This is a genomic window from Neisseria sp. GT4A_CT1 (assembly GCF_000227275.1).
Classification (GTDB): domain Bacteria; phylum Pseudomonadota; class Gammaproteobacteria; order Burkholderiales; family Neisseriaceae; genus Neisseria.
Genome location: NZ_JH164965.1, coordinates 1 through 26,800, shown reverse-complemented (window position 1 = coordinate 26,800; position 26,800 = coordinate 1). Strand labels below are relative to the sequence as shown.

At 50.6% G+C, this 26,800-nt stretch carries 22 protein-coding genes and 1 pseudogene; 12 read left to right on the top strand and 11 right to left on the bottom strand.

What is annotated here, in order from left to right; all coding sequences use genetic code 11:
• The 6 genes and pseudogenes from glgB to HMPREF1028_RS02805 all read left to right on the top strand — a co-directional run.
• Positions 1 to 2,803: 1,4-alpha-glucan branching protein GlgB (gene glgB, locus HMPREF1028_RS02825; RefSeq protein ID WP_009311271.1), on the top strand; the 2,803-nt coding region annotated here is incomplete at its 5' end.
• Positions 2,804 to 3,667: 864 nt separating this feature from the next.
• Positions 3,668 to 4,339: a hypothetical protein gene (locus HMPREF1028_RS02820; RefSeq protein ID WP_036529035.1), complete on the top strand. Its 672-nt coding sequence runs from the start codon at positions 3,668 to 3,670 to the stop codon at positions 4,337 to 4,339.
• A 20-nt stretch (positions 4,340 to 4,359) separates the two neighbouring features.
• The gene (locus tag HMPREF1028_RS02815; RefSeq protein WP_009311269.1) at positions 4,360 to 5,415 is read left to right on the top strand and encodes an HlyD family efflux transporter periplasmic adaptor subunit; all 1,056 of its coding nucleotides are present in this window, start codon (positions 4,360 to 4,362) and stop codon (positions 5,413 to 5,415) included.
• A gap of 42 nt (positions 5,416 to 5,457) precedes the next feature.
• Complete coding sequence (locus HMPREF1028_RS14410; RefSeq protein WP_156798048.1) at positions 5,458 to 5,619, top strand: hypothetical protein; 162 nt, start codon at positions 5,458 to 5,460, stop codon at positions 5,617 to 5,619.
• Positions 5,594 to 7,593: pseudogene (glgX, locus tag HMPREF1028_RS02810) on the top strand (glycogen debranching protein GlgX). The gene HMPREF1028_RS14410 and the pseudogene glgX overlap by 26 nt, the downstream one beginning before the upstream one ends.
• Before the next feature lie 203 nt (positions 7,594 to 7,796).
• On the top strand, positions 7,797 to 10,283 hold the full coding sequence (locus HMPREF1028_RS02805; protein ID WP_009311266.1) for a glycogen/starch/alpha-glucan phosphorylase: 2,487 nt from the start codon (positions 7,797 to 7,799) through the stop codon (positions 10,281 to 10,283).
• Positions 10,284 to 10,448: 165 nt separating this feature from the next.
• Here HMPREF1028_RS02805 and greA read toward each other — a convergent pair whose 3' ends face one another.
• Together greA and HMPREF1028_RS02795 are read right to left on the bottom strand one after the other, a co-directional pair.
• The gene (greA, locus tag HMPREF1028_RS02800; RefSeq protein WP_003742680.1) at positions 10,449 to 10,925 is read right to left on the bottom strand and encodes a transcription elongation factor GreA; all 477 of its coding nucleotides are present in this window, start codon (positions 10,923 to 10,925) and stop codon (positions 10,449 to 10,451) included.
• A gap of 198 nt (positions 10,926 to 11,123) precedes the next feature.
• Entirely contained in the window at positions 11,124 to 14,273 is a 3,150-nt protein-coding gene (locus tag HMPREF1028_RS02795; protein ID WP_009311265.1) for a DNA translocase FtsK, read from the bottom strand.
• Between the two features lie 138 nt (positions 14,274 to 14,411).
• Between HMPREF1028_RS02795 and HMPREF1028_RS02790 the strand changes: the two genes are divergently transcribed.
• The 5 genes from HMPREF1028_RS02790 (at position 14,412) to HMPREF1028_RS02775 (ending at position 18,289) form a co-directional block, all read left to right on the top strand.
• Positions 14,412 to 15,092 carry an energy-coupling factor ABC transporter permease gene (locus HMPREF1028_RS02790; RefSeq protein ID WP_009311264.1) on the top strand — a complete coding sequence of 227 codons (681 nt, stop codon included), beginning with the start codon at positions 14,412 to 14,414 and terminating at the stop codon, positions 15,090 to 15,092.
• Between the two features lie 70 nt (positions 15,093 to 15,162).
• Complete coding sequence (locus tag HMPREF1028_RS02785; RefSeq protein WP_009311263.1) at positions 15,163 to 15,612, top strand: hypothetical protein; 450 nt, start codon at positions 15,163 to 15,165, stop codon at positions 15,610 to 15,612.
• A 60-nt stretch (positions 15,613 to 15,672) separates the two neighbouring features.
• Complete coding sequence (locus HMPREF1028_RS13205) at positions 15,673 to 15,993, top strand: hypothetical protein (protein WP_009311262.1); 321 nt, start codon at positions 15,673 to 15,675, stop codon at positions 15,991 to 15,993.
• A 282-nt stretch (positions 15,994 to 16,275) separates the two neighbouring features.
• On the top strand, positions 16,276 to 17,817 hold the full coding sequence (locus tag HMPREF1028_RS02780) for an OFA family MFS transporter (RefSeq protein WP_009311261.1): 1,542 nt from the start codon (positions 16,276 to 16,278) through the stop codon (positions 17,815 to 17,817).
• Between the two features lie 271 nt (positions 17,818 to 18,088).
• On the top strand, positions 18,089 to 18,289 hold the full coding sequence (locus HMPREF1028_RS02775) for a hypothetical protein (protein ID WP_003765401.1): 201 nt from the start codon (positions 18,089 to 18,091) through the stop codon (positions 18,287 to 18,289).
• A gap of 131 nt (positions 18,290 to 18,420) precedes the next feature.
• On the opposite strand, the gene cah is transcribed toward HMPREF1028_RS02775, so the two are convergent.
• From cah to HMPREF1028_RS02730, 9 genes are all read right to left on the bottom strand, one after another.
• Positions 18,421 to 19,179 carry a carbonic anhydrase gene (cah, locus tag HMPREF1028_RS02770; protein WP_009311260.1) on the bottom strand — a complete coding sequence of 253 codons (759 nt, stop codon included), beginning with the start codon at positions 19,177 to 19,179 and terminating at the stop codon, positions 18,421 to 18,423.
• Between the two features lie 351 nt (positions 19,180 to 19,530).
• Positions 19,531 to 20,478 carry an IS110 family transposase gene (locus HMPREF1028_RS02765; protein ID WP_009311259.1) on the bottom strand — a complete coding sequence of 316 codons (948 nt, stop codon included), beginning with the start codon at positions 20,476 to 20,478 and terminating at the stop codon, positions 19,531 to 19,533.
• 519 nt (positions 20,479 to 20,997) lie between these two features.
• Positions 20,998 to 22,179, bottom strand: a complete 1,182-nt coding sequence (locus HMPREF1028_RS02760; protein WP_009311258.1) for a zonular occludens toxin domain-containing protein — start codon at positions 22,177 to 22,179, stop codon at positions 20,998 to 21,000.
• 3 nt (positions 22,180 to 22,182) lie between these two features.
• Positions 22,183 to 22,467 carry a DUF2523 domain-containing protein gene (locus HMPREF1028_RS02755; protein WP_009311257.1) on the bottom strand — a complete coding sequence of 95 codons (285 nt, stop codon included), beginning with the start codon at positions 22,465 to 22,467 and terminating at the stop codon, positions 22,183 to 22,185.
• Complete coding sequence (locus tag HMPREF1028_RS02750; RefSeq protein ID WP_009311256.1) at positions 22,464 to 24,296, bottom strand: virulence factor TspB C-terminal domain-related protein; 1,833 nt, start codon at positions 24,294 to 24,296, stop codon at positions 22,464 to 22,466. The genes HMPREF1028_RS02755 and HMPREF1028_RS02750 overlap by 4 nt, the downstream gene beginning before the upstream one ends.
• Positions 24,286 to 24,591, bottom strand: coding sequence for a hypothetical protein (locus tag HMPREF1028_RS02745; protein ID WP_009311255.1), 306 nt, complete (start codon positions 24,589 to 24,591; stop codon positions 24,286 to 24,288). Before HMPREF1028_RS02745 ends, HMPREF1028_RS02750 begins: the two co-directional genes overlap by 11 nt.
• Positions 24,592 to 24,596: 5 nt before the next feature.
• Positions 24,597 to 24,818: a hypothetical protein gene (locus tag HMPREF1028_RS02740; protein WP_009311254.1), complete on the bottom strand. Its 222-nt coding sequence runs from the start codon at positions 24,816 to 24,818 to the stop codon at positions 24,597 to 24,599.
• Positions 24,819 to 24,909: 91 nt separating this feature from the next.
• Positions 24,910 to 25,179 carry a hypothetical protein gene (locus HMPREF1028_RS02735; RefSeq protein WP_009311253.1) on the bottom strand — a complete coding sequence of 90 codons (270 nt, stop codon included), beginning with the start codon at positions 25,177 to 25,179 and terminating at the stop codon, positions 24,910 to 24,912.
• 161 nt (positions 25,180 to 25,340) lie between these two features.
• Entirely contained in the window at positions 25,341 to 26,273 is a 933-nt protein-coding gene (locus tag HMPREF1028_RS02730) for a hypothetical protein (RefSeq protein ID WP_009311252.1), read from the bottom strand.
• Positions 26,274 to 26,432: 159 nt separating this feature from the next.
• Between HMPREF1028_RS02730 and HMPREF1028_RS02725 the strand changes: the two genes are divergently transcribed.
• The coding region (locus HMPREF1028_RS02725; protein WP_009311251.1) for a helix-turn-helix domain-containing protein at positions 26,433 to 26,800 on the top strand (368 nt) is incomplete at its 3' end.

Here is a 26,800-nt window from a genome sequence, read left to right as displayed (position 1 = left end):
ACCCGACCAAGCGCGGTATTTGCTGAACCGTTATCAGGTGTTTTCTTATAAGGTCGTGTATTTCAGCAAAGGCTGGCACGGCTTTGAATGGCCCGAAGAATATCCCGAACAGGCGATTACGGTGGTCAGTACGCACGATGTCGCGCCCTTGGCAGGCTATTGGACGGGCAAGGATTTGGATTTGATGTTCCGCTTGGGTACGATTCCCGATGCGGAAACTTTTCAGACGACCTTGGAAGCGCGCGAACACGACAAGGCGGATTTGTTCGATAAGTTGAAACACACAGGCTGCCTGCCTCCCGACGCCGAGATGTCGTCTGAAATCGACGAAACACTGTTAACCGCCTTGCACCGGTATGCCGCCATGAGCCGCAGCAAACTGTATGCGGTGCAGCTGGAAAACCTGCTGGGCATGAGCGACAACCTGAATGTGCCGGGCGTTTCCGAGGGTTATCCCAACTGGGCGCGCAAAATGCCCGTCGCGCTTGAAGATTTTCCCCACAACCGCCTGATGGGCGGCCAACTTGCCATGATTGGAGAGGTACGCATGAAGAAAAACAGCCGGATGAAGCCTTATCACGAGCTTGACCAAGTCGAACGCGACACGGTCGAAAGCCTGTTTCTTGCCACCCACAGCGATTTGTTCGCCTATTTGGGACGACACCGCCTTGCCGAAGGCGACGAGGTCGTGCGAACCCTGATTCCGAACGCTTGGGGCGTGGATATTGTCAACCGTGAAAGCGGCGAGGTGATTACGTCGTCTGAAAAAGTCGATGAACGCGGATTCTTTGTTGCCGTGTTGCCCGAAGGTGCGCCCGATTATACGTTGAACGTCCGTTATGCAGAAGATGCCGAGCCTGTGCGCGAAGAAGACCCATACCGCTTCGGCTCCGCCCTGAAAGACATGGATTCTTGGTTGCTGGCGGAAGGCAAACACCTGCGTCCTTATGAAACTTTAGGCGCGCATTTTGCCGAAGTGGACGGCGTGAAAGGTGTGAGCTTTGCCGTATGGGCGCCGAACGCGCAGCGCGTGTCCGTCATCGGCGAATTCAACAACTGGGACGGTCGCCGCCACGTCATGCGTTTCCACCGCGACAACGGCATTTGGGACATCTTCATCCCCGCCGTCAAGCTCAACGCCCTCTACAAATTTGAAATCCGCGATGCCAACGGCAATGTTCGGCAAAAAACCGACCCGTATGCCTTCGGCGCAGAGTTGCGTCCGAATACGGCGTCTGTCGTGCGCGGTTTGCCGGAAAAAGTGGATACACCCGACTTCCGCGCCCGTGCCAACGCCATTGACGCACCTATCAGCATTTATGAAGTGCATTTGGGTTCGTGGAAACGCAATCCTGAAAACAACTTCTGGCTGACTTACGAACAGCTCGCCAAAGAATTGGTCACATACGTCAAAGACATGGGCTTCACCCATATCGAATTCCTGCCCGTTTCCGAATACCCGTTTGACGGCTCGTGGGGCTATCAGGCGACTGGATTGTATGCGCCGACCAGCCGTTTCGGTTCGCCCGACGAATTGCGCGCCCTGATTAAAGCCGCCCACGACGAAGGCATCGGCGTCATCCTCGACTGGGTGGTCGGACACTTCCCGACCGACGACCACGGGCTTGCCAAGTTTGACGGCACCGCGCTGTACGAACACGCCGACCCGCGCGAAGGCTACCACCAAGACTGGAACACCCTGATTTACAACTTCGGCAGAAACGAAGTCAAAAACTTCCTGCAAGGTAATGCCCTGTATTGGATAGAGCGTTTCGGTTTCGACGGTATCCGCGTGGACGCCGTCGCCTCCATGATTTACCGCAACTACTCGCGCAAAGACGGCGAATGGATACCCAACCAATACGGCGGCCATGAAAACCTCGAGGCCATCGCCTTCCTGCGCGATACCAACACCATGCTGAAAGAGGTTGTCCCCTCCGCCACCGAAATCGCCGAAGAATCCACCTCGTTCGCCAACGTAACCCGTCAGGAAGGCTTGAACTTCAGTTACAAATGGAACATGGGCTGGATGAACGACACCTTGCGCTACATGATGGAAGACCCCATCAACCGCAAATACCACCACAACAAAATGACCTTCGGCATGATGTACCAATACAGCGAAAACTTCGTCCTGCCGCTCTCGCACGACGAAGTCGTACACGGCAAACGCTCGCTGCTCGGACGGATGCCCGGCGACTGCTGGCAGCAATTCGCCAACCTGCGCGCCTACTACGGCTTCATGTACGGTTTCCCCGGCAAAAAACTCCTGTTTATGGGCAACGAGTTCGCGCAAGGCAGAGAGTGGAACTACAACGAAGGACTGGATTGGTTCCTGCTCGACCAAGAAAGCGGCTGGCACAAAGGCGTACAAAACTTCGTGCGCGATTTGAACCGCGTCTATAAAGACACCGCGCCGCTTTACCAGCTCGACCAATGGCCGGAAGGCTTCGAATGGCTGGTCGCCGACGACGGCAACAATTCCGTCTTCGTCTTCGAACGCCGCGACCGCGAAGGCAACCGCGTCATCGTCATCAGCAACTTCACGCCCGTCGTCCACGACAGCTACCGCTTCGGCGTGAACGAAGCCGGCGAATACCGCGAAATCCTCAATTCAGACGACCCCGGTTACAACGGCAGCGGCGTATCCGCCGGACAAACCCTGCAAACCGAAGAAATCTGGTCGCACGGCAAACCCAACTCGCTCGCCGTCAAAGTACCGCCGCTGGCAACGGTTTACCTCTACAAAGCCGCCCAGCCGAGTGCAACGGACTCAGCCGATCAGGCAGAAGGCGAAGCGTAAGTTTGGGCTGAACTTGTTTTTGAACGCAGAAAGACAGGTTCAAACCAACCGCTTTGCCTGTTTCAGACGACCTTTTGAGATGAAGGGGTCGTCTGAAATTTTTTGGGGGGAACGAATAAGGTTTCGTCCTGATATAGTGGATTAAATTTAAATTAGGACAAGGCGACAAAGCTGCAGACAGTACAGATAGTACGGAACTGATTCACTTGGTGCTTCAGCACCTTAGAGAATCGTTCTCTTTGAGCTAAGGCGAGGCAACGCCGTACTGGTTTAAATTTAGTCCACTATATTTTCATTTATGTTTGCTCAGCCGTTGTTACTCAGGCAAGAATGGCGGCAAACCGTCAGGCTTGCAGTTCAACGATGCAGGGTTTTAAGGGTATTGGTTTATATTGATGCTTTCTTCAAATCGTCTGAAACCGTTTTTTCAGACGACCCATATCCTCGTAAAACAAATTTAACTATCGGATTTTAATGATAATTGGAAGATGGCTTGCATTGAAGGCGAGGGCGGTTTGTTATATAGTGAAATAAAAAAACAGACCGGATGATTGAGTCGGGGCGTTTTGCGTGCTTGATATAGTGGATTAACTTTAAACCAGTACGGCGTTGCCTCGCCTTAGCTCAAAGAGAACGATTCTCTAAGGTGCTGAAGCACCAAGTGAATCAGTTCCGTACTATCTGTACTGTCTGCGGCTTCGTCGCCTTGTCCTGATTTAAATTTAATCCACTATAAAATAACGGTTGGTTGGCATTTGTATCGGCTCGGCTTGGGATGGGGCGTTGGTTTGCAACAGTAGCGTCTGAAGGCGGTCTGATATTCCAGAAGATTTTTGTTTCATTTGAGTCTTGGATATTTGTCCTATGACAACAATACAGGCAGATGAGGTGAAGATAATGAACGGTGTAACCAGTGCGCAATTTATTTCCGCAGGCATTCATTTTTATCCCAGATGCGGCTACAAGCGGCTGTCCGAGCATGCGATCGCGGAGCATTTGAATTCGAATTTGGAAACGTTCAACAGGATGTTTGCCGACAAAGACGAATTTGTGAAGGCGATGTTGATTGAGTACAGCAATCGGGCTTTGGGGCGGGTGTCGTTCGATTTTGCCCAAAATATCGAAGATACGGAGCGGCTGTATCAGATTGTCTGGCGGCTGGCGGTAACGATACGCGAACATTTGGCGTGGATACACAGGATGCTGCTGGACAGCGAAGAAGGCGTGGATTTGATTACCAAAGCGTTGAAAAAGCAGCATAAGATGCTTGCCTACGGGATGATCCGGCATATCAAGAAGTGCAACGGTAGGGAGGGTGTGTCGGAATTGGAATTGTTGAATCAGTTTGAGTTCCTTAATGGCGCGGTTATCTCGCCGATGATTATGAACACGCGCTACCGTATGTTGGGGATACTGACCGATGAGATGAACGGGCGGCATGAGGATTTGCTGACCGATTCGTCCATCCACCAAAGGATAGATTGGGCGTTTGCCGCGCTGTTTCCGCAATACCGCCTTAAGGCGCGCCCGTTTTGATGATTAAGGTGTAAAGCAACATGAAAAAAGCTGTTATTGCTTCTCTTGCCGTTGCGCTGGTTGCGGGCGGTGCGTGGTATGTCCTTCAAAACCAAAAAGAAACCTTGCCTGGATGGATTGCGCAATCCAACGGGCGGTTGGAGCTGAACCGCATCGATGTCGCCAGCCTGTATCCGGGGCGGGTGAAGGCGGTATTGGTGGAAGAGGGCGCAGATGTGAAAGAGGGCGATATTCTGGCGGAACTGTCGTCTGAAACCAGCAACAGCCGTTTGGAAGAAGCGCGGGCGGCGGAATTGCGGCAAGAAGAGGCGGTCGGTCGCGCCAAAGCTGCCGAAGCGCAGATGAAACAGACGGTTGCGCGCGCGCAGGCGAATGTGGACGCGAACAGGCAGCAGCTGCGAGTGGCGAAAATGGAGCTGGACAATGCGCGTAAATTGCTTGCCGACCAGCTGGTGTCGCAATCGGAAGTCACCAAGCGTCAGGCAGATTATGAGCGCGCTGTTGCAGCAGTCAAAGCAGCCGAAGCGGCACGGGACGAAGCGCAGGCGACGGTAGCGCAAAGTGCCGCCGCGCAAGCGGAAGCGCGCGCCGGTGTCGAACAGGCGAGGGCGGCAGTCAAATCGGCCACATCCGCCAACGATGATATGAATATCCGAGCGCCGATAGCGGGCAGGGTGGAATACACCATTGCGGAAGCGGGCAACGTGGTCGCGGCGGGTTCGAAAGTGGTCAGCCTGCTTGATCCTGCCGATGTTTCGATGAATATTTTTCTGCCGACCGACAGCATAAGTCGTCTGAAAGTCAATGATGAGGCGCGTATCCGTTTGGACGGCATTGATGCGGTGTTCCCCGCCAAAATCAAATTTATCGCGACGGACGCGCAATTTACGCCCAAGTCGGTGGAAACGGTTGATGAACGCGCGAAACTGATGTTTAAAGTGAAATTGCAAGTGCCGCGCGAAACGGCGGTGAAATACAACCGTCTGCTGAAAGGCGGGCTGACGGGCAATGGTTTTGTAAAAACCGACGCTAAGGCGGCTTGGCCTGCCGAGTTGGCGGTGAGGTTGCCGAATTAATAGCGCTCAAATTCGGACGGCCTCAAGTTAAAACAAAGGTTTATGGCTAAAAGAGGTCGTCTGAAAACGGGATTTTGCTTTTCAGACGACCTCTTTCCCTTCAAGCATCACCACTATAAAAAGAACAACTATCCGGAAGCGCAGCCCGACGCGTTTCCATCAAATCAGGACAAACAAAATGAAAACCAAAACATGGCGCATTGAAGAAGGTGCGCCTTATCCGATGGGCGTGTCGCTGACTGAGGAAGGGGCGAATTTTGCGCTGTTTTCCATCCATGCCGAAAAAGTCGAGCTGTGCCTCTTTGACAAGGGAAAGGAAACCCGTTTGGAAATGCCTTCGCGGCGCGGGTCGGTTTTTTACGGCTTTGTGCCGGAGGTCGGGGCAGGGCAGCAGTATGGTTTTCGTGTTTACGGACGCGCTGATGCGCCGGGCGGCTCGTGTTTCAATCCAAACAAATTGTTGATTGACCCGTATTCCAAAAAAATCGACGGCAAACCGAGTTATCGGGATGATGAGGAAATGGCGTGGTTTCGTCCGGAAGACGGACGGAACAATGCGGCGGTGGCACCCAAAAGCGTGGTGGTGGGCGACGATGATTTCGATTGGGGCGACGAGCGCCGTCCGAACCATCCGTGGGGCAGGACGGTAGTGTATGAAGCCCATGTGAAAGGGTTTACCAAGCAGTTTCCCGATTTGGAACACCGGGAACGTATCACGCCCTGACCGATCCGCGCGTGATTGATTATTTGAAAACTTTGGGCGTTACCGCCGTTGAGCTGCTGCCGGTACACCAGCATTTGGACGAATACCACCTGCAAAAAATGGGCTTGAGCAATTATTGGGGCTACAACACCTATTCCCATTTTGCCGTCGAGCCGTCTTATGCCGCCGATGCCGAACGCGCGGCGGAAGAGTTGAAGCAGGCGGTCAAAGCCTTGCACCAGGCGGGCTTGGAAGTGATATTGGATGTCGTGTACAACCATACCGCCGAGCAGGATGAAAAAGGCCCGATGCTTTGCCAGCGCGGCATAGACAATGCTTTGTGGTATTGGCTGAAGCCCGACGGCAGCTATGAAAACTGGTCGGGCTGCGGCAATACGTTGAACATCGTCCGCCGCGACGTAACCCGCTGGGCGGCGGACAGCCTGCGCTATTGGGCGGAAACGTTTCATGTGGACGGTTTCCGTTTCGACTTGGGAACGGTATTGGGGCGGGAACCCGATTTTCAGGCTTACGGACGTTTTTTTCAGGTGGTGTACCAAGACCCCGTGTTGGCACGCTGCAAACTGATTGTCGAAGCGTGGGACATCGGCGAAGGCGGCTATCACTTGGGCAATTTCCCGCAGCCTTTTGCCGAGTGGAACGGACGTTTCCGCGACGATATGCGCGCGTTTTGGGTGTGGGAAAGCGGCAATTTGGGTGCGTTTGCCGAACGTCTGGCGGGGTCGTCTGATATTTTCAACCACAGCGGCCGTCATCCTTCCGCCAGCATCAATTTCATCACCGCACACGATGGTTTTACGCTGCGCGATTTGGTCAGCTACAACGAAAAACACAACCATGCCAACGGCGAAGACAACCGCGACGGACATAACGAAAACATCAGCTACAACCACGGCATCGAGGGCGAAACCCAAGATGCGGCGATTTTGGAAGACCGCTCCTACACCGTCAAAGCCTTGCTTGCCTCGCTGTTCCTTGCCAACGGCACGCCCATGCTGCTGGCGGGCGACGAGTTCGGCAACAGCCAACAGGGCAACAACAACAGCTATTGTCAGGACAACCCGATTACTTGGCTGGATTGGCAGCAGGCGGACGAAGCGTTGCAAGGCTATACGCGCGATTTAATCCGCCTGCGTCAAGAAATCAAATTATTGGGCGATGATGTCTGGTGGAAACAAGAGCGCGTCCGCTGGCTCAATATCCAAGGCGAACCGATGAGCGAGCTTTGTTGGCACAACCGCGGCGCAAAAGCCATGCAGATTGTTTTGGACGATGAATGGCTGCTGTTGATCAATGCCAAGCGTAGTCAACAAATATTTAACCTGCCTCAAGGAAGTTGGCAGATTTCTTGCGTACCATCCGAGAAGTTTAATTACAATGCAGACGGCAAGCTGACAGTCGAACATATGGGTATTTGGATTTTGCAGCGTAAAAATACATCGCCGAATATATGACATATGTCATTAATAGGATGTTTTTAAAAGAAACCCTATTATTTACACTGCCTCAGTTATAATGCTGAAGATGAGTAATAAATTTACCTGATTGACTTGCTTAACGGAACATAAAGGCATACGGCTTTTCAGACGACCTCAGACTGCCAAAAGATACAAATTCCCCCGCTTCATCATCCTATCCCCAACAGAGAAAGGCTATCATGGCTAAGAAAAAACAACCCATTTCAGGTTTTGATTATGTCATGCCGAAACCGGATGCCGAAACCATCCGCAAGTCCATCGTCTATAAATTGATTTTCATTTTGGGCGTCGATCCGAAAGAGGCGACCGAACACCAATGGCTCAACGCCGCCATGCTCGCCGCGCGCGACCTGATTGCCGAAGACTTCCTGCAAACACGCCGCGCCCACATCGACAACGGCAAACGCATGGTTTACTACCTTTCCATGGAATTCCTGTTGGGACGCGCCTTCGTCAACGCTTTGATTAACGAAGGCGTGTATGCCGAATTTGAAGAGGCGTTCAAACAACTGGGTAAAGAGTTCGCCGACATCTGCGAACAAGAACAAGACCCCGGCTTGGGCAACGGCGGTTTGGGCCGCCTGGCCGCCTGCTTCCTCGACTCGCTCGCCACCTTGCGCATTCCCGCCATGGGCTACGGCATCCGCTATCAATACGGTATGTTCAAACAAGAAATCGTGGACGGCCAGCAGGTCGAAAAACCCGATTTGTGGCTCGACCAAGATTTGGCATGGCAAATCGGCCGCCCGAACAAACAATACGCCGTCAGCTTCGGCGGACAGGTCATCAATATGGGTGACAAAAAAGAATGGCATCCGAGCGAAGAAATTTCCGCGATGGCATACGATGAAATCATCCCCGGCTACGGCGGCGACGTCGCCAATCCGTTGCGCCTGTGGACGGCTCACGCCGGTAGCCGCTTCGACTTGGCAGATTTCAACCGCGGCGATTACGCTTCCGCCGTCCGCGCGCAAAACAGCGATGAAAACATCTCGCGCGTCCTCTATCCGAACGACTCCACCGACAGCGGCCGCGAACTGCGCCTGAAACAGGAATATTTCCTGGTTTCCGCATCCGTACAAGACATCGTGGCGCGCCACAAATGCCGTTTCCCCAGCATCAAAAACCTTGCCGACAAAGTCGCCATTCACCTGAACGATACCCACCCCGTGCTGGCGATTCCCGAGCTGATGCGCATCCTGATTGACGAAGAAGGCATCGTGTGGACCGAAGCATGGAATATGTGCTGCAAAATTTTCTCTTACACCAACCACACCCTGATGAGCGAAGCCTTGGAAACTTGGCCGGTCGATTTGATGGGCCGCCTGCTGCCGCGCCATTTGGACATCATCTTTGAAATCAACGCCTACTTCCTGAACGCCCTGCGCGCCATCGGCAACTTCGACGACGACTTCGTCCGCCGCGTGTCCATCATCGATGAGAACAACGGCCGCCGTGTCCGCATGGCATGGCTGGCAGTCATCGGTTCGCACAAAGTCAACGGCGTGGCGAAAATCCACTCCGACCTGATGATCACTTCCATCTTCGCCGACTTTGCCAAAGTGTTCCCCGAACGCTTTACCAACGTAACCAACGGCGTAACCCCGCGCCGCTGGATCAACATCGCCAACCCCGAATTGACCCGTTTCCTCGACAAACACTTGGGCGAACAAGACTGGCGCCTGCATTTGGACAATCTGACCAAGCTCAACGAAAAAGTTGACGATGCAAGCGTGCAGGCAGAATTCGGCGCAGTGAAAAAAGCCGCCAAAGAACGCCTCGCCAAATACATCGAAACCGAATTGGGCATCAAGGTTAACACGGACGCGCTGTTTGACATCCAAATCAAACGCATCCACGAATACAAGCGCCAGGCGTTGAACGTGATGCACATCGTCGACCGCTACAACAAAATCCTGGAAAACCCGGATTTCGACTGGCAGCCGCGCGTCTTCATCTTTGCCGGTAAAGCCGCATCCGCCTACTACATGGCGAAAAAAATCATCCGCCTGATTAACGACGTAGCGAAAACCATCAACAACGACGAACGCATCCGCGACCTGATTAAAGTCGTCTATATCCCGAATTACAGCGTCAGCCTCGCCCAAATCATCATCCCCGCCGCCGATTTGCACGAACAAATCTCATTGGCAGGCACAGAGGCATCGGGTACCAGCAACATGAAATTCGCCCTCAACGGTGCGCTCTGTATGGGTACGCTGGACGGCGCGAACGTTGAAATTCTGGAAAAAGTCGGCGCGGACAACTGCTTTATCTTCGGCAACACCGTCGAGCAGGTGGAAGAACTTCGCCGCAACGGTTACGACCCGCTAGGCTACATCGAACGCGATCATGACCTGCGCCGCGTCGTCAACCAAATCAGCAGCGGCACATTCTCCCCCGAAGAGCCGAACCGCTACAATGACGTCCTGCAACCTTACGGCGATTTCTATCAACTGATGGCGGATTTCCGCAGCTACATCGACACGCAATACAAAGCGGACGAACACTACCGCAATGTTGCCGCATGGCGAAAATCCGCATTGATCAACATCGCCAATATGGGCTTCTTCTCGTCCGACCGATCCATCGCCGACTACTGCCGCGATATTTGGTACATCAAGCCGCTGACTTTGAAAGAGCTGCCTAAACACCAATTAGTTTGATATGAATGAAGCAGTAAACGAAACAGCCGATACGGGAAAGTATCGGCTGTTTTTGCTTGTATGGCTTAGTTCAAGGAGAATACTGTAAGAAGGGTCGTCTGAAAACCATTTTTCTTGGTTTTCAGACGACCTCTGTTCTCTTTATATCAAGGCAATTCGTGGCAATCAGATATATTGAACCGAAATAATGTCGTATTCGCGTACGCCGCCGGGGGCTTGTACTTCGGCGACATCGCCTTCCTCTTTGCCGATTAGGGCGCGGGCAATGGGGGAGCCGACGTAGATTTTGCCTTCTTTGATGTCTGCTTCGTCTTCCCCGACGATTTGATAGGTAACGTGTTCTTCGGTTTCCAAATCTTCCAGCGTTACGGTCGTGCCGAAGACGATTTTGCCTTCTGCGTGGATTTCAGCGGGATTGATGATGTGCGCCATGGACAATTTGTGTTCCAACTCGGAAATTCGTCCTTCGATAAAGCCTTGTTTTTCTTTGGCGGCTTCGTATTCTGCGTTTTCGGACAAGTCACCGTGCGAACGGGCTTCGGCGATGGCTTCGATGATTTCGGGACGGGCGACGCTTTTGAGGCGTTGCAATTCTTGTTTGAGCAATTCTGCGCCGCGTACGGTCAATGGAATTTTTTGCATGGTTTGTCATCTCCGCAAAAGCGTTTGGACTGCTTTTGCCTAGTAAAAAATGCGGTAAATATAATCCGCAAAATGAAAATAAAAATACAAGCCGCCTAAATCTCGGCGGCTTGTCTGTGTAAGAATGAATGGCGGTATTGTACCAAAATCAGGGGAAACTGCAACGGCAATCGGCTTTTCTCCTACTTTGGTGTGGCTTTAGTCCAAATGTTCGCTGCTTTGCGCCAAAACGGTACGGTTGCCGTTGGTTTCAGCAGGCGAAACGATACCGTCTGCTTCCATTTGGTCAATCAGGCGGGCGGCGCGGTTGTAGCCGATGCGTAATTGACGCTGGATGCCGGAAATGCTGGCTTTGCGCGTTTTCAGAACGACAGAGACTGCTTCGTCATACATCGGATCGACTTCGCTGTCGCTGCTGCGGCTGATGCCCGGCAGATCGTCGGTTGTGCCGCTCATCAGAATATCGTCGATGTAATCGGGCTCGCCGAATTGTTTCAGATATTCGACTACGCGGTGTACTTCGTCGTCTGAAGCGAATGCGCCGTGAACACGTTGCGGATAGCCTGTACCGGGCGGCAGGAACAGCATATCGCCTTGTCCGAGCAGGTTTTCCGCGCCCATTTGGTCAAGAATCGTACGGCTGTCGATTTTGCTGGACACTTGGAAAGCGATGCGTGTCGGGATGTTGGCTTTAATCAGACCTGTGATGACATCGACGCTGGGGCGTTGCGTGGCAAGGATTAAATGGATGCCTGCTGCGCGGGCTTTTTGGGCAAGGCGGGCAATCAGTTCTTCGATTTTCTTGCCTGCGGTCATCATCAAATCGGCGAACTCGTCAACCACGACTACGATAAACGGCAGTTTTTCCAAAGGTTCGGGATCGTCGGGCGTCAGGCTGAACGGGTTGGCAATTTTCATGCCTTGTGCGGCAGCTTCCATGATTTTTTGATTGAAGCCCGCAAGGTTGCGAACGCCCACATGGCTCATCAAACGATAGCGTTTTTCCATTTCGTTGACGCACCAGTTGAGCGCATTGGCCGCCAGCTTCATATCGGTAACGACAGGCGCGAGCAGGTGCGGAATGCCTTCGTAAATGCTCAATTCCAGCATTTTCGGGTCAATCATAATCATGCGCACGTCTTCAGGCGTCGCCTTGAAAAGCATGGACAGGATCATGGCGTTAACGCCGACCGATTTGCCCGAACCGGTCGTACCGGCAACCAGCAAATGCGGTGCTTTGCCCAAGTCGGTAACGACGGGCTGACCGGTAATGTCCTGACCGAGCGCGAGCGTCAGCTTGGATTTGGATTCGGCAAACGCGGGCGAATTGAAGATTTCGCTCAGGCGTATCATTTGGCGTTTCGGGTTCGGCAGCTCCAAGCCCATGCAGGTTTTGCCGGGTATGGTTTCGACGACGCGGATAGAGGCAACACCGAGCGAGCGGGCGAGGTCTTTTTCAAGGTTTATGACCGAATTGCCGCGCACGCCGACATCAGGTTCGATTTCGTAACGCGTAATCACCGGACCGGAATAGGAATCCACGACTTTGACTTTAACCTTAAATTCCGCCAGCTTTTCCTCGATAGTGATGCTGTTGTTTAACAATTCTTCTTCGGTCTGCGTGGCAGCCGGGTCGAATTGGGGCGGAAGGAGCAAGTCTGTGGTTGGTAATGGGTACTTCAGGTCGTCTGAAAACTTGTAAAACGCCCCGGTCTCTTCTTCTGAATCTGCATCAGCATCATCGGCGGCATAACCCGTCGCAAGATCGGCATGATGTATCGGCTGATGATGTTCAAAGGCAGAAATTTCCGTATCTTCCGTATGGGCGGATTCGGTTTCAGCATTTCTCTGTACATTTCCGCCTGCGACTTCATCCTCCGTTTCGGATTCACTGATTAAGTAATCATGAATCGAGCGGACAGGATTATCGCTGACATGCGCATTGACTTCAGAATGGAAAGCAGGGATTTCCCAAGCGGGGCGCGCTACCGGAGGATCGACGATTTCAGGTGCAACAGCTGGCGGCGTAAAGCTTGGCGGCGTCGGGATATCGATTGGCGTCGGAGTAACGGTCGGTACTTCGGGCGGCTCGACTACGGTTGCGGTAGGTGCGGGCTGTCTTGAAATATAGACTGCTTTTTCTTTTGACGGAGCGACAGGTTCGGTGCGAAGCGTTTTAGGCGGGAACAGCGGTTTGCGTGTGACGGAACGCTCAACCGTTTGCTCAGGCCGCTGATCGGCTTCTTCCGACAATTTCACCTGCGCGGCAGCAGATTGCTGCTTGCGCGCCAGTTTTTCCGCCGCCGCTTCAGCATGGCGAACCGTCCGTCGGCGGCTTGCAGGAATCAGGTTTGCCAAAATTTCGTCGTTTTGAATGATTTGCGGCTGGAAATCGCGCACAGGCGCAACAGCGGCGGCAAGGCGCTGGCGTGCTGCCGTACTTCGAGCCAATGTGTTCCGAATATCCGTCACATCAATCTCTGCACGGCTATCCAGATTGTCAACGACAGGCAAAATGGCTTCGCGCTCGGCTGTGCGCAATGCGGTTTGCACGGTTTCGATATGCGGAGCACTGGCTTTGGGGATTTGGATGCCATTGACGCCCGCCATGACGCGCTCGCGGGTCCGGCGCAGTACGGGATCGTTGAAATCGATAATCTGCAAACCTTTCATCGGTGTTACCGATGCGCGGATGGGTTGGATTTCCCCGTCATCGTTATTCCGGTCGCCTGCAGGATGGCTGACGGTCTGCTGCTCTTCCCATTCCTGTAACGCCGCTTCATTGAGCGAACGGGTTGCCTCTTCCAAAGTGATTTCTTCAAAGCCTTCGTCTTTAACGATACGGGGAATATATTCAGGCTCTTCGGTTTCGACAAAAGGAACGATATACGGCGTATCTTTCCTTTCGGCTGCGTGTTGTTGAGGCGGCTCGGCTTGGGGGACTTGTTCTGCCGACGGATTTTCAGACGACCTTTCAATATCGGCATCTTGATGATATTCGTGTTTTGCTTCTTGGCTTTCGAAGAAATCCGCTATGTCTTCCATACCGGTTTCAGATTCTTCGTTTTCAGTGTTTGCCGGTTGCTCGGATAATTGCTCCTGCTGCGGAGTGTAACGCGCCGCCATCAGGCGCAGGCGTGCGATGGTTTTTCCGTATGCCGCTTTGGCATCTTCTGAAAATTGATGTGGAGAATCAGCATCCTGACCGTTAGGAATATATTTGCCCTCTTGCATGCCGCGCTCTAAGCGCGCCAATTCGTGCTGCCATTCACGTTCTTGTTTTCTGTGCAGCCAAAATACGCCGCAAATGGCACACAATAAAATGATAATCAGCACTGTCCAAAACATTCGCTGTTTCCCTTGAAATAAACGGCAAAGGTCGTTATTTTAGCGTGTTTCAGCACTAAACAAAACAAGTCCGCAGCGAATTTCGTCTGCGGGGTATAATGCAGGTCGTCTGAATATTTACCCTCGGTCTGGTTTCGTATGAATTTTCAAGCCGCATGGTTTTCCAGTTCGATTTTAATCGCCGCTTGGCTGCTGTTGTCCATTCTGCTTCTCGCTTGCGCGCGTCCGGCATGGCAATCCATGCAGAAGCACCATTCCGCCTCCATCCTCTCCGCCCTGATACTGACGACCGCATGGTGCCTGAATGCAATGACTGACGAAGGGCAGCTCGCGCAAATGAGCTACCACCTGCTTGCCATGAATTTGGTTGCCCTGATGATTGGCGCACCCGCTGCATTATGGCTGGGTTCGGTTTTGCTTCTTCCTTATCTTTTATTGTTCAACGGCGGCGACGGATACGCCTATCCCGTCAACGCCCTCGCCTTGCTCTTACCGCCGCTCATTGTTAATCAGCTCTCTTGCCGCTTGGTCAACCGTCTTCCCGCGAATATTTTTATCTTCATTTTTGTCAACGGCTTCATTGCGTCCGCCGTAGGCATGATGCTAACCGGACTGGTACTGGTCAGCGTTTTGGATATCAGCCATGCCTTCCCAACCCCCGTACTTTGGACCACCGCCTTTCCTATTTTCATCCTGATCGCCTGGGCGGAAGCTTTTCTCAGTGGCATCACTACCGCCATTTTTATCGCACTCAGACCGCAATGGATTAATACTTTTGACGACAACCGATATTTGAAATCCAGCAATAAAATTTGGTGAACAGTAAAAGGTCGGTAGTACATGGGGAATTGATATTTCAAGTTATAGACCGTAATGAGGTCATAAGGTCATGATGATGGATATAACATCTTTCTTAAAAACGGGTAGATTTAAAGGTTTATTTGTTGGTATGTCGTATAGTGACTTTCACAAACATAAACGGTTTAAAAAGCTGACTAAATGGTTATACGACGAAGGTAACGTAGAAGGTGGTTTTTCCGTTTTTTGGAAAGGATTGGAAGTTGGTATTACGGATGATATCGTTTATTCATTGTCAATAGACCCTTGTTTTAAAGGCGTTACCATTGCAAAGCAATATAAAATTAATAGAAAATTAACTATTGAGAAATTGATAAAATATTTGTTTCTTACTGATATTGGATGGCAGTTTGTATCTAGAGACGAGTGGGAACATGAGTGTGAAATAAAAACCGAAGGTGGCGTTTCTATCGTCTTTTCATTTGATTTGAATGGGGTAAAAATTTCTAAATTTTCTATTTCATGGGAAGAGGGAATATAAGGCTATACTCCAAAATCGCCCTCTACTTGAAATTAAAAAAAAACAAACAGTGAGTAAGTTATGGAAACTTTTTTTAACTATGTTATATCTCTAGCAGTATCATCATCTAGTTTGCCTTATATTTCAAACTATTATTACGACTCGCAATATGAATGGTTAAAAATATCCATATCTAAAAACAATACTACAAAAGTGTGCGGAAATATCGATATAAGCAAAACCAATCTGCAATATAAACTGCTTTGCGGAAAAGAAAATGGAAAGGGGCTGATTCCATTGGATAAAATAAAATTTCATTACGAAAAGAGCATCTTTTCTGCACAAAGTACCACAAGTGGAAAAGTGCTTTTTTTCAGTTTCCTGCACGCAAGAACAATGTAGAGATATAGAAAAATATATTGAGAAGTAATAAGGCTTGAATACATTTTCAAACTCTTTAGGTCGTCTGAAAACCAATTTTCAGACGACCTTTTATCTGAGATACGGATATTATCAAACCATCTTCAAATATCGTCATTTATGAATGATTTTTCTCTTTCTTACTCAAAAAACTCATGTTAAGCGGAGTAAAGCCCATGCGGAAGCGTGGTACAATATTGTCAACAATTTAAGGCGTTTTCCTCGCGGAGAACGCTGTTTTTCATTCGACATCAAGAGGCTTTTATGAAATTTTTAGACCGTGAGGCGACGATTGCCAAGCCGGGTTTCAACCGTTGGCTGGTGCCGCCTGCCGCTTTGGCGGTGCATCTTGCCATCGGGCAGATTTATGCGTATTCCGTGTTTAACGCGCCGCTGACCAAGCTTATCGGCATTACCGAATCGGCTGCCGGAGATTGGAAGCTGACGACTGTGGGCTGGATTTTCAGTATCGCGCTGGCTATGTTGGGCGCGTCTGCTGCTTTGTTCGGCACTTGGATGGAGCGTGTCGGACCGCGCAAGGCGATGTTTGTCGCAGCGTGCTGTTTTAGCTTGGGATTTTTTGTGTCGGCACTCGGCGTCACTACGCATAATCTGTTTCTTCTGTATTTGGGCAACGGCGTGATCGGCGGCATCGGCTTGGGACTGGGCTATATCGGCCCGGTGTCCACTTTGATGAAGTGGTTTCCGGACAAGCCGGGCATGGCGACGGGTTTGGCGATTATGGGGTTCGGTGGCGGTGCGATGCTTGCCTCGCCGTTGTCCGTATCGTTGATGAATGCGTTTTCAGACGACGTGTCGGTCGGCGTCGCACCGACTTTTGTCGTTCTGGGGCTGTTTTACCTTGTGTTGATGATGTTCGGCGCATTCACCATCCGCGTGCCGGCGGAGGGTTGGAAACCTGAAGGCTATGTCGCGCCGAAAGTGAAAAACAAGCTGGTCAGCAGCAATCATGTCAATGTTTCCCAAGCGATGAAAACGCCGCAATTTTGGCTGTTGTTTTGGGTGTTGTGCCTGAACGTGACTGCTGGTATCGGCGTTTTGGGGCAGGCTTCGGTCATGATTCAGGAGCTGTTTTCAGAGGCGTCGGTCGGCAAACAAGCGGCAATCGGCGCTGGGGCGGCGGCAGGTTTCGTCAGCCTTTTGAGCCTGTTCAATATGGGCGGGCGGTTTTTATGGTCCAGCGTTTCCGACAAACTCGGACGTAAAAATACCTACACCATCTTTTTCGTACTCGGTTCGCTGCTGTATTTTGCCGTTCCGTCCATTGGCGAAAGTGGAAACAAGGCTTTGTTTATTATTGGATTCTGCGTCATCATTTCCATGTATGGCGGCGGTTTTGCCGCGATTCCGGCTTATTTGAAAGACTTGTTCGGTACTTATCAGGTCGGCGCGATTCACGGACGTATTTTGCTGGCGTGGTCAACTGCTGCCGTGATCGGTCCGGTTTTGGTGAACTACATCCGCCAAAGCCAAATCGACAGCGGTGTTCCCGCTGCGCAGGCATACGGCGTTACCATGTACATCATGGCGGGATTGTTGATTGTCGGATTGCTGTGCAACCTTGCCGTCAGATCGGTTCATGAAAAACACCATGAAACCGACATCAAAACAGCGGCACACAGCGGCAATCCCGATGATGAAACCGCCGTTTCTGATGCCTACTTGCTGCAGGAAAAAGTTGCGGCAGGCGGTTTTTCGGTTTGGTGGCGTTGGACGTTGGTCGGCGTCCCGCTGGCTTACGGCGTGGTGATGGTGTTCGTCAAGGCATTGGATTTGTTCCGTTAGGATTTCAAATGCCGACGTTAGGTCGTCTGAAATGCAGATATGGGTTTTCAGACGACCTTTGAGCGGAAAGACCGGCTTTTGTTTGTATAACCGTCTGATTGGTAAAAGCATTAGATTGAGATAAGGTTTGCACGAAGTATCGCAGGGCAAATCGGCAATTTATACCGGACCGGATTTGTGATACATTTTTGCCTTCACAAACCGCAGCAAGCTGCCGGTCAAACGGGAAATCTGTCTTCTTCCCGTTTGTTGACCCATGATAGGAAAAGAAATGTTTTGGTATATCGTAGGATTTTTTGCTTTCGTAGTTGCCGTCCTTGCGCTTTGGGTAAATGCCAGCGCATTTGGTATGCAGGAGGACGGCACGCCGCAATCGGAATATGAAAAACGCTTGGGTTTGGGGGCAAAATTGAAGGATAAGGAAACTGCTATGAAAGAACGCGAAGCAGCAAGGTTTCATCCTGATGATTGATGCTGCATTGCGATTCTTCCTTCGGATATACGCCGGACTCGGTGTTCTGAAACCTTAGACCATCATGTAAAAAGGTCGTCTGAAACCTAAATTTGGTTTTCAGACGACCTTTTCATTTACGGCTTTACCGTTTATTCAATGACAACGCGCGCGTTAAGCGGCTGGACGGGGCGGCTGTTGTGCGAGCCGATGGCGCGGGTGAATTTTTCTGCCTGCGCCTGATCGATGTGATCGTAGGTTTTCAATACCAGCCACGATACGCCTTCGCTGCATGGTGGTGTGGTCAGCGAACCGGCAAAGCGGTAGTAATTCAGCCGTTTCGGCAGCAGGGTGCCGGCGTCGAAGGCTTTGTCGAGGTTTACCTTTCCTTCTTTCATCGGCATCACGTTCCATATAGGCGCGAGGCGGTCGTTGGTTTTGCCGGCTTCGTACAATACTGCCAATACCAAAGGCTGTTTGTTTTCGTCTAGGTGGACGAAGTGGGCTTCCATCGGGAAGGTGCGGCCTTTGATTTGGTTTTCACTGGGGACGTGGAAATGGAATTGTTTCAGGGTGTAGGTGCGGCCGTTCACGGTCAGGGTGTTGCCGCCTTCGGGGTAGTTGACCTGGATGGTATGGCCGTTGTTTTCCACGTTAACCGTGCTCGGTTTGTAATTGACTTTGATGGCAGGCAGTTTGCCGGAGACGGTTTCGGTGATGTTGACGGGGGATTGGTTTTTGCCTGTGGAACACAAACGGAACTCTTCAGACAGATTGCCCCAGCTTTCGGGGGAGTCGTGTCCGGTGTAACCCCAATGGGTGTGGTTTCCGTGTGCGGCGGCGGAGAATGCTGCGAAGGTGGACAGCAGGAAAACAGTCAGACGAGGCAACGTACGGGTCAAGCAGGGCATTGCAATATCCTTTCTGTGAGGAGGAGGGGAAAAAACATTGCGGTGCGTATGTAGATTATTGTTATTTTTTATTTAACCATAGCCATATTAAATCATTAGGTCAAGCCTTCTTGGATTAATTCTGTTAAGGATATGAAGTAAAAGCGAATTCATTTTTTAAAAAACGATATTGTCGTTTTGAAAATTGATAATAATTTGAAATAGAAAATGCCTATTTTTCACCCCTTAAAAATTTAAGGAAAGCCGACTTATGAAAAAGATAGTGTATTCCACCGTCAACAACATTTACATATCTTAAAGATACACAAGGTCTGCGCCCCGATTTTTCGGGGCGTTTTTTCATGCCGCTGTCTAATTTCGGTATCGGGAACGGTCGTAATCTTTACCTGTTTTATACAGTTGGTAGGCAATAACCGCCATTTTGCGCATGATGGCGACTATTATCAGCTTCGGGGGCTTCCCCCTCGCTTTGAGACGGGCTGTAAAGGCTGGAAATGCGTTCATACGGTAGGCTACAAGTGCGGGCATATACAGGGCTTTGCGGGCGTTCTTTTGCCCCTGTTTGGATATTCTGGGCTTTCCTTTGACGCTTGTTCCCGAATCTTTGATTTTTGGATCTAAACCGAGGTATGCGGCAAATTGGTTTTGATTGGCAAAGTCGTAGCGTGTGAGTTTGGCGAGCAGGGCGGAAGCGGCGGATTCTCCTATACCGTCTATGGTTTTTAGGCGGTTCTTTTTTTCGTTGTAAGCGGGGTTTTGGCGGTAGAAGTCTTTGAGTTCGTTTTGTACGGTTGCTATAAGCCTGTTCAGATGGTCTATGGTGGTCTGTATGTGATGGCGGATAGTATCGGGTGCGGTTTGGTGTTTGGTCTGCTCTGCGGCTCTCTGCTGCTTAAGGCGGGCTATATAGTCTGTGATGGCTTGGAGGAATTCTTGCTCTTCTGTCGGCGGCTGCCATGCTTGTGGCTGCATTCGTCGGCAGTATTCGGCTATCAGCCTCGCGTCCTGTCGGTCGGTCTTAGTTCGTGTCTGTTCGGCTTCTCTGAAGCCTTTTATCTTGCTTGGATTGACTATGCTTACAATGTTTTTCTGTCTTAAGTGGGCGGCTATGGCTTCATGGTAGATTCCTGTCGCTTCACAACAGCAATGCACCGCTTCTGCGGTGTACTCCTGTATCCAGTCGTCCAAACGTCTGAATCCGTCCTCTGTGTTGTCAAACCTCCGTTCATAAAAAATGCTGTCTGAAATCAGACAGCAGTCTATGGTTTTCTTTGATACGTCTATCCCTAGGTAGTACATTGTTTTGCCTTATTTATTCAGGCTCGCAGCCTTGTATAGTGTTCAAACTGAGTATGTACGAAAGCCCGCGCTTCTATCTTTTTCCCAAGCTGTGGCTTTGGTCGTGCTTCGGAAGTCGCGGGCTGCGGTTCGGGTCATGAATCCGAACCCCTGAAAGGGAGGGTTTCCCGCTCAGGGCTTGGGACTCTTTTTGCCTTCGGCGACGTTCGCCACGTGGCAGGGGGTGGGGTAAAAAACACACCCCACCCCTTGCGGGTAGCGTCTTTGGGTGGGTTAGCGTCAAGGGGTATCCAAAAAGATTTATAAAGACGATAAAGCCGTCTTTACAAATCTTTCTGGACGCCCTCCCCTTGACTTGTGGCTAGGTGTGCGATTGGGCTAAATATACGGTTGCTGCTGCGCCTATCAATGATACTAAAAACATCGGTAGAACAAAATATTTTAAAAATCCGCGCCAGCCTTTGCGCTCATAAGTCGTTGCCGCCCATATCCCTAAAAAAAACGCCAATCCCGCATTCATCAATTTACCTTTCCGCCCACATTCGTCAGGGCTTTATCGTTGTATCCGTCATACATCAAATTTTGCGGGCTGGCACCGCCCATTGTCAAGACCTGCGGTGCGTCAGGCGTGTATGCGGTCTGCAACGGTTTTGCGGCTTCTGCCGTCTGCGTTTTGTAGGGGTTAAATGGTAATCCGTCTTTGACGTAGTTCAAGCAGGTTTGTTTGCCGATGTCTTTAATCTTCGTGCCTTGGTCGGTATAGCAGGTGCAGCGGTTCTCTGCTTTGATACAGGCGGCAGGCCACGGCATGACTTTGACGGCTTTGTTCATGCCGTCGTATATCGGGGCGGTTTCGGGACGTTCGGCGATACGGGGCTGATAGTCTTCTTCAGTCAGATGGGGCTTTGGCGGTTCTGACGGCGTTTGCACTTTTGCGGCTGCGTACCGCCCCGCTGCGCCGTCGTCCGCCGCGGGAGCGGCTGCCGCCTGCGCTTCGGGGCTTGCCGCTGGCGCGGCAACGTGTGCCTGTGCCGTCTTCGCTCGTTCTTCTTCGCCCGAGAACTTGCCCCAAAATCCAGTAAACGACCAAACGCCATAACCGACGAGGCATAGGGCGAGCGGGAACAGCATTAAAAGTTTGCTTTTTTTCGTCCTGATTTTGGTGTGTACTTCGGCGGACTTGTACAACCCATACACGCTTTTATCAAGCCTGTACACGCTGATTAGGGCTTCCCTGATGTTTGCCCTGCTTTCAGGGTCTTTTGCGCCGCCTGTCGTCCATTCCATCTTACGACGAAGCCCTAGATTGGTCTTCCCTAAATGCGTGTGATGTTCTATCAGTCCGCGCAAATGGACGTCTATCAGGCGGGGATGTTGGGTTATCAGGATGAAATCAAGACCACGGTGTCGGTGTGTTTCGAGTTCGGCGACGTAGTCGGGTACTTTCGAGCCGCTTGGACGTGGGCGGAATATGCGTTGGCATTCGTCAACAACGATAATCGCGCCCGGCGGCGCCCACTTCGACCATGTCTGAATGCTTTCGCCTTCTGGTATATCGAAGTAGTTTATTTTGTCGTGGTCTAGGTCTTTGATTCCGTCCACGAAGATGGGACGGTCTTTAAAGTCTTTGCGTTTGACAAGGTTTGAAACCGCATACAATGTTTTTCCCGCACCGGGAACGCCTGTATATAGGTAAAGCATTTTTTATCCCTCGCTTTTGACGATAGTGGACAGTTTCTTAAAGCCCTTTATCGTTGCTATAAATGTGAATGCGCCGAATATCCAATTCAGCATGACGCCGAAACCCATGATGTAGACGATTTGCAGAGCGTCTTCAGGGAAACCGCCAATATGGCTTTGAACCTGCTGGATGAAATAGGATTGCAACTGGCGAAATCCCGCCACTGTTACGAAAGAAAGCCCTATGGCGGTCAATATTCTGCCCGCCACAGACATTAATACTGCTGTTATCAAACTGCCCCAGTTCATAGCTCCTCCAATGCGCCATAGACGAACCATGCACAGGTTAGAATGGTCATCATGATTAGGACGGGTCGCAATTTTGCGGCAAAGTCGCAAAGCGGCTGATAGCTGAATTCGACCTGCCCAAATGCGCCTAAATCCACGCTTTTCGGTTGCGGGCAAACGCCTTCGGTTTGGAAGACGTTTTCAGGTCTAAAATCTAAATCTATTGTGTTTTCAGGCAAGACGATGTCTTCATAGCTCGCATCGCCACCCGGCATACATTGCGCAGCATTCGGGTTTTGCTGACAAAAATTCTGCTGCTGATTCTCTTGATTTTGATTTTGCTGCCCTGTCGGACTGTTCGGCTGATTCGGCGTATTCGGACTGTTCGGCGTCGTCGGTGCATTCGGACTGTCGGGCGTTATAGGCGTATTCGGACTATTGGGTGTTGTCGGTGTGTTCTGTCCTTTATTCGGTGTCGGTATGATTTCGCTGCGTGTCGGTGCAAGCGTGGAATTTGGTTTCAGATCAGGACGCGGAATAATGGTTGTCGTAATCGAACCGTCTCTATTTATCATGAATCGTGTTTGTTGAGGTGTATTGCTGCCCTGCGGGGTGTAGGGTGCTGAATCGGCGGTCATCGGGGTAAATTCATTTGAAACCGTCGATTTTTCAACGGAATCGCCAATTTTGGACAACTGATTCATCAGTTCGGCATGATTGGTCTGTTGGTTATTCAACATACGCTCTAATATGTCTTTGATGTCCTTTTGATTGAGCGTCATTTCTTTAATGATTTTTTGCTGCTCCGCAGGCGTTTGAGAGGTTACTTTTGCTCGAGCATCTTGTAGCTGGGCGTCGTTTGTGATTGGTGTATAGACGTATCCTGCAACTTTGTCATAACCTTCAGGGAGACTGCCTTTATACCACCCTTTACAAGCCCCACCCTGACAATATCCCCAATTATAAGAACCATTGTATCTATCTATTACCCAAGCATAGCCTTCTATATTAGGTCTTGGTCTAACATTAGAACCTGAACCAATATCGACACGTCTTAAATAAAGCTGCGAATAGCTACCGTCTTTGTTCTTTGAGGCTTCGGCAAGCATTTTTCCTGATGTCGTCCATCCTTCCGCCTGCTTTGCTGCTTTGGCTGCGCCTTCGGCTGCCTTTTTAGCGGCTGCTGCGGCGATTGCTTCGCCTAATTGACCGCTTTGTTCGGCTTGGGCTTGGGCAGTTGCTGCCTGTTGTGCTGCTTGTGCGAGTTGCCCTGACGAAGAGTTAGGTCTTATACCTGTTTTATCAAAAAACTGATTTACTCCACTACCAAAACCCGTAAAATCAAGTTTAGACAACCCTTCCAAAACTGCTCCAAATCCTTCTCTAGCTGCGCCACTCCAGTCACCATTCTGAGCTTGTTTATAAGCTCTTGCAGCAAAATCTGAACCAATCGCACCACCTGCGGCAGTTAAACCTGCTAGCGTGCCACCAGCAATCTTTTCTACTTTTGGAATATTTACACTTTGCGTCTGTGTCGTCCGAATCGTTGCTTTTTCTCCATAATTGCCCGTTGCGGTTATGGTTTTCGACTGACTACCTTTAATTGAATCGCCCGACTTGGTTACGGTCGGTCTGCCGTTGTTTTGACTTTGCACGCTCCATACGCCCGTTTTCGGGTCGTAGCCTTTTTGTCTCAAGGCTTGCTCAGACGGAAAGCCCGCCCCCTGATGTTGTGCCGGCGGGGGCAGTCCTACTTCTGCACTTACAGGAGCAGCGAATAAAGCAGCAGACAGAGCAAGGCATAAGGCAGTATGCCGATGATGAACATTGCTTCGGGTATCATTCTTCATTACTCTTTTCTCTCGTGGATAATATGAATTTGTAGATTAGGTTGACGACAAATACCGTGGCGACGATTGAAACGCACATCAGACCTATCTCTTTGCCCAACTTCTGATATTCCATCGGGTCGCAATCGGGAAAGGTCAGTTTGACTTGCTGTTCGTTATACTGCCATGTAGAGCCGTTAAAAACGGGGTGATGCAGCACCCCGTCTTTGTCTATTGTCGGCACTACATGGGTCATCACGTCGTTTGTCGCTGCTTCGTGTGTGAAATGGCAGACACGGCCGACTTGATAACCCATTGCTATTAACCGCCTTTGCGTACTGCTTTGATAATCAGACCAACAACGACCATTGCAGCAGCAACACCGATCACAACCGCGCCAATAGACGAAACGCCGTCTTTCGCGCTTGCCAATTCAGCTTTGGCGGCTGTTACCAATGCGATGTCTTCTGCCATTGCAGGCAAAGACATGATGGCAACGGAAGCACCGGCGACGGCGTATTGCAGTTTTTGTTTCAGGTTCATTTTGTTTTCCTTTACGAAATGTTGATAAAAAGTAGTTGTGGCGGTGTTTCGGGGTCAATTCAGGGGACACCGCCGAACCCCTGAAACTGGTTTATGCTTCGTCCGAATAGTAGATTTTGTCTTTAAATGCACGGGGAAACACTTGCATGGAGACGATTTGCTGCGGTTTGTACTGCTCGTACTTTTCGGGATGTTTTGTGCGAACTTCGCAAAGGCGGGTTTCTGTGTCTGAACGGATAATCAGACCGACATAGTGGGTTTTGCTGAATGTGCCGTCTTGGTTTTTGCGTTCGCGTGTGAACATGCGGTCAAATGCGGCAATGACGAAAATACCTTGTTTGCGTTCGGTTTCTTGAGACATGATGTTTTTCCTTTCTTTAAGGTCGGGGTTGCTGGTATTCAACGGTTCGGGGGCGGGACGGGAGGGGCGCTCACACACGGCTTGCGCCGTTCGCCTTGCTTCGCAAGTGCGGTTTCGCGCCCATCCCGCCCCCGAACCAAAATCAACGGTTACGGGTTTCGCTACATATTGATGATGGTTTCTCGGTTATAAAACGCCCATTTCGGGCTTAAAAGGGCTGATAGGACGGCGTTGTAATTGTCCTCTGTAATCTTTTTAGGCTTTCTTTCGTAGAAAAGCTCGGCATGCGCCTGTAAAAGGGGTTCAATGCAGATAACCCACTTTTGCAGCTTCTCGCGCCACTGGCGCGAACCTGCGGATACAAACGAAAAATTGCTGTTCGCTATCTTCCACAACTGTTTTTTGTCTATGGTTGTACGAATAAGGCGGTAGCCTTTGTCTTCAGGCAGACGGCTATCAATGTGTTTGGCGATGTATTTGCCGACGTAGCGGGCAAGTCCTTTGCTGTTGGTTTTGACGGGCAGCAGTTCGGATCGTCCGAATCCGTACTTTTCCATGTTTTCACGGAGGACTTGCCAAAGCTGACGCAGATTTTTATTTGCACTTGTATAGTTACGAGCTTGAATTTGTTGGAAATTCAGACCGCGGCGGATGTCTTCGCGGGTGTTGACGATAAGATGGAAGTGAATACGACCGCTTTTCATGCGCTCGTATACACAGACATAGTGTTCGAAATGCTTTTTAAGAAAGTTTGTGCGCAGGCTGTGAAAGCGGCGGCTTGCCTCTTTGACGTCTTGTACGTCGTCGGCAAATGTGAGGGTAAGGAATCCGACCTTTTCAATTCCGAAGACTTCGATGAACTGGCGTACATTCATCTCTAGGGCGGCGGCGGATTTCTTGTGTGAAGTGGAAAATTCGTTGAATTCGGGTTTTGCTGTGTTCGGCAGGTATTTTTCTATGTTTGCGGGTTTTTGCTTTTCCTTGATTACATTGGTATTTTTTACGTCAATGCAGTTGTTACTATTTAGACAAGGAAGCGCGGCACGCTTCGCGTCCGCTTGCTGCTGAAACTCAATCTGTTGCTGTAAAAACATTTTAGACCCCTCTCAAATGTCGGTTAATCGAATTTGTCAAGGGGTTCTAAATGTGTTTTACGCTCCCTTAACGGAAGCGAAATATATAAGGTCGTCTGAAACGTGAACTGCACCCCAAAAGTTGGACATCCCCTCCAACTCACAAGGTGCAGTTTTTTTATGAGCAAATATACATTACACTTCAAATACCAAGCCGTACTCCACTACCTGCATATACGCAGCCAACAACGTACCGCAGACCACTACGGCATTTCCCGAACCCACCTGAGACGATGGATACGCGCCTATCAAGAAGGCGGTATCGGCGCACTCGAACATCCCCAATCCAAAACCATGCCCCAACACCGCAAAAACCCCTTCATCGCAGATAAACCCGACCACGAAAAAACACAGGCAGAGCTTATCGAAGAGTTGTGCTATATGCGCGCAAAGGTCGCCTACCTAAAGGAGTTAAAAGCCCTCAGCCAAAAACAGACCGAAAAGGACAAAGACCAAACCGTACCAACACTGAGGCGCAACACCCGCTC

Coding starts and splice junctions, on each gene's coding strand:
- greA (WP_003742680.1), bottom strand. CDS start 10,925: ATGCAAAAAATTCCATTGACCGTACGCGGCGCAGAATTGCTCAAACAA.
- HMPREF1028_RS02760 (WP_009311258.1), bottom strand. CDS start 22,179: ATGCTTTACCTATATACAGGCGTTCCCGGTGCGGGAAAAACATTGTAT.
- HMPREF1028_RS02795 (WP_009311265.1), bottom strand. CDS start 14,273: ATGTTTTGGACAGTGCTGATTATCATTTTATTGTGTGCCATTTGCGGC.
- HMPREF1028_RS02780 (WP_009311261.1), top strand. CDS start 16,276: ATGAAATTTTTAGACCGTGAGGCGACGATTGCCAAGCCGGGTTTCAAC.
- HMPREF1028_RS02730 (WP_009311252.1), bottom strand. CDS start 26,273: ATGTTTTTACAGCAACAGATTGAGTTTCAGCAGCAAGCGGACGCGAAG.
- cah (WP_009311260.1), bottom strand. CDS start 19,179: ATGCCCTGCTTGACCCGTACGTTGCCTCGTCTGACTGTTTTCCTGCTG.
- HMPREF1028_RS02790 (WP_009311264.1), top strand. CDS start 14,412: ATGAATTTTCAAGCCGCATGGTTTTCCAGTTCGATTTTAATCGCCGCT.
- HMPREF1028_RS02815 (WP_009311269.1), top strand. CDS start 4,360: ATGAAAAAAGCTGTTATTGCTTCTCTTGCCGTTGCGCTGGTTGCGGGC.
- HMPREF1028_RS02740 (WP_009311254.1), bottom strand. CDS start 24,818: ATGAACCTGAAACAAAAACTGCAATACGCCGTCGCCGGTGCTTCCGTT.
- HMPREF1028_RS02805 (WP_009311266.1), top strand. CDS start 7,797: ATGGCTAAGAAAAAACAACCCATTTCAGGTTTTGATTATGTCATGCCG.
- HMPREF1028_RS02750 (WP_009311256.1), bottom strand. CDS start 24,296: ATGAAGAATGATACCCGAAGCAATGTTCATCATCGGCATACTGCCTTA.
- HMPREF1028_RS02745 (WP_009311255.1), bottom strand. CDS start 24,591: ATGGGTTATCAAGTCGGCCGTGTCTGCCATTTCACACACGAAGCAGCG.
- HMPREF1028_RS02775 (WP_003765401.1), top strand. CDS start 18,089: ATGTTTTGGTATATCGTAGGATTTTTTGCTTTCGTAGTTGCCGTCCTT.
- HMPREF1028_RS14410 (WP_156798048.1), top strand. CDS start 5,458: ATGGCTAAAAGAGGTCGTCTGAAAACGGGATTTTGCTTTTCAGACGAC.
- HMPREF1028_RS02785 (WP_009311263.1), top strand. CDS start 15,163: ATGATGATGGATATAACATCTTTCTTAAAAACGGGTAGATTTAAAGGT.
- HMPREF1028_RS02755 (WP_009311257.1), bottom strand. CDS start 22,467: ATGAACTGGGGCAGTTTGATAACAGCAGTATTAATGTCTGTGGCGGGC.
- HMPREF1028_RS02765 (WP_009311259.1), bottom strand. CDS start 20,478: ATGTACTACCTAGGGATAGACGTATCAAAGAAAACCATAGACTGCTGT.
- HMPREF1028_RS13205 (WP_009311262.1), top strand. CDS start 15,673: ATGGAAACTTTTTTTAACTATGTTATATCTCTAGCAGTATCATCATCT.
- HMPREF1028_RS02820 (WP_036529035.1), top strand. CDS start 3,668: ATGACAACAATACAGGCAGATGAGGTGAAGATAATGAACGGTGTAACC.
- HMPREF1028_RS02735 (WP_009311253.1), bottom strand. CDS start 25,179: ATGTCTCAAGAAACCGAACGCAAACAAGGTATTTTCGTCATTGCCGCA.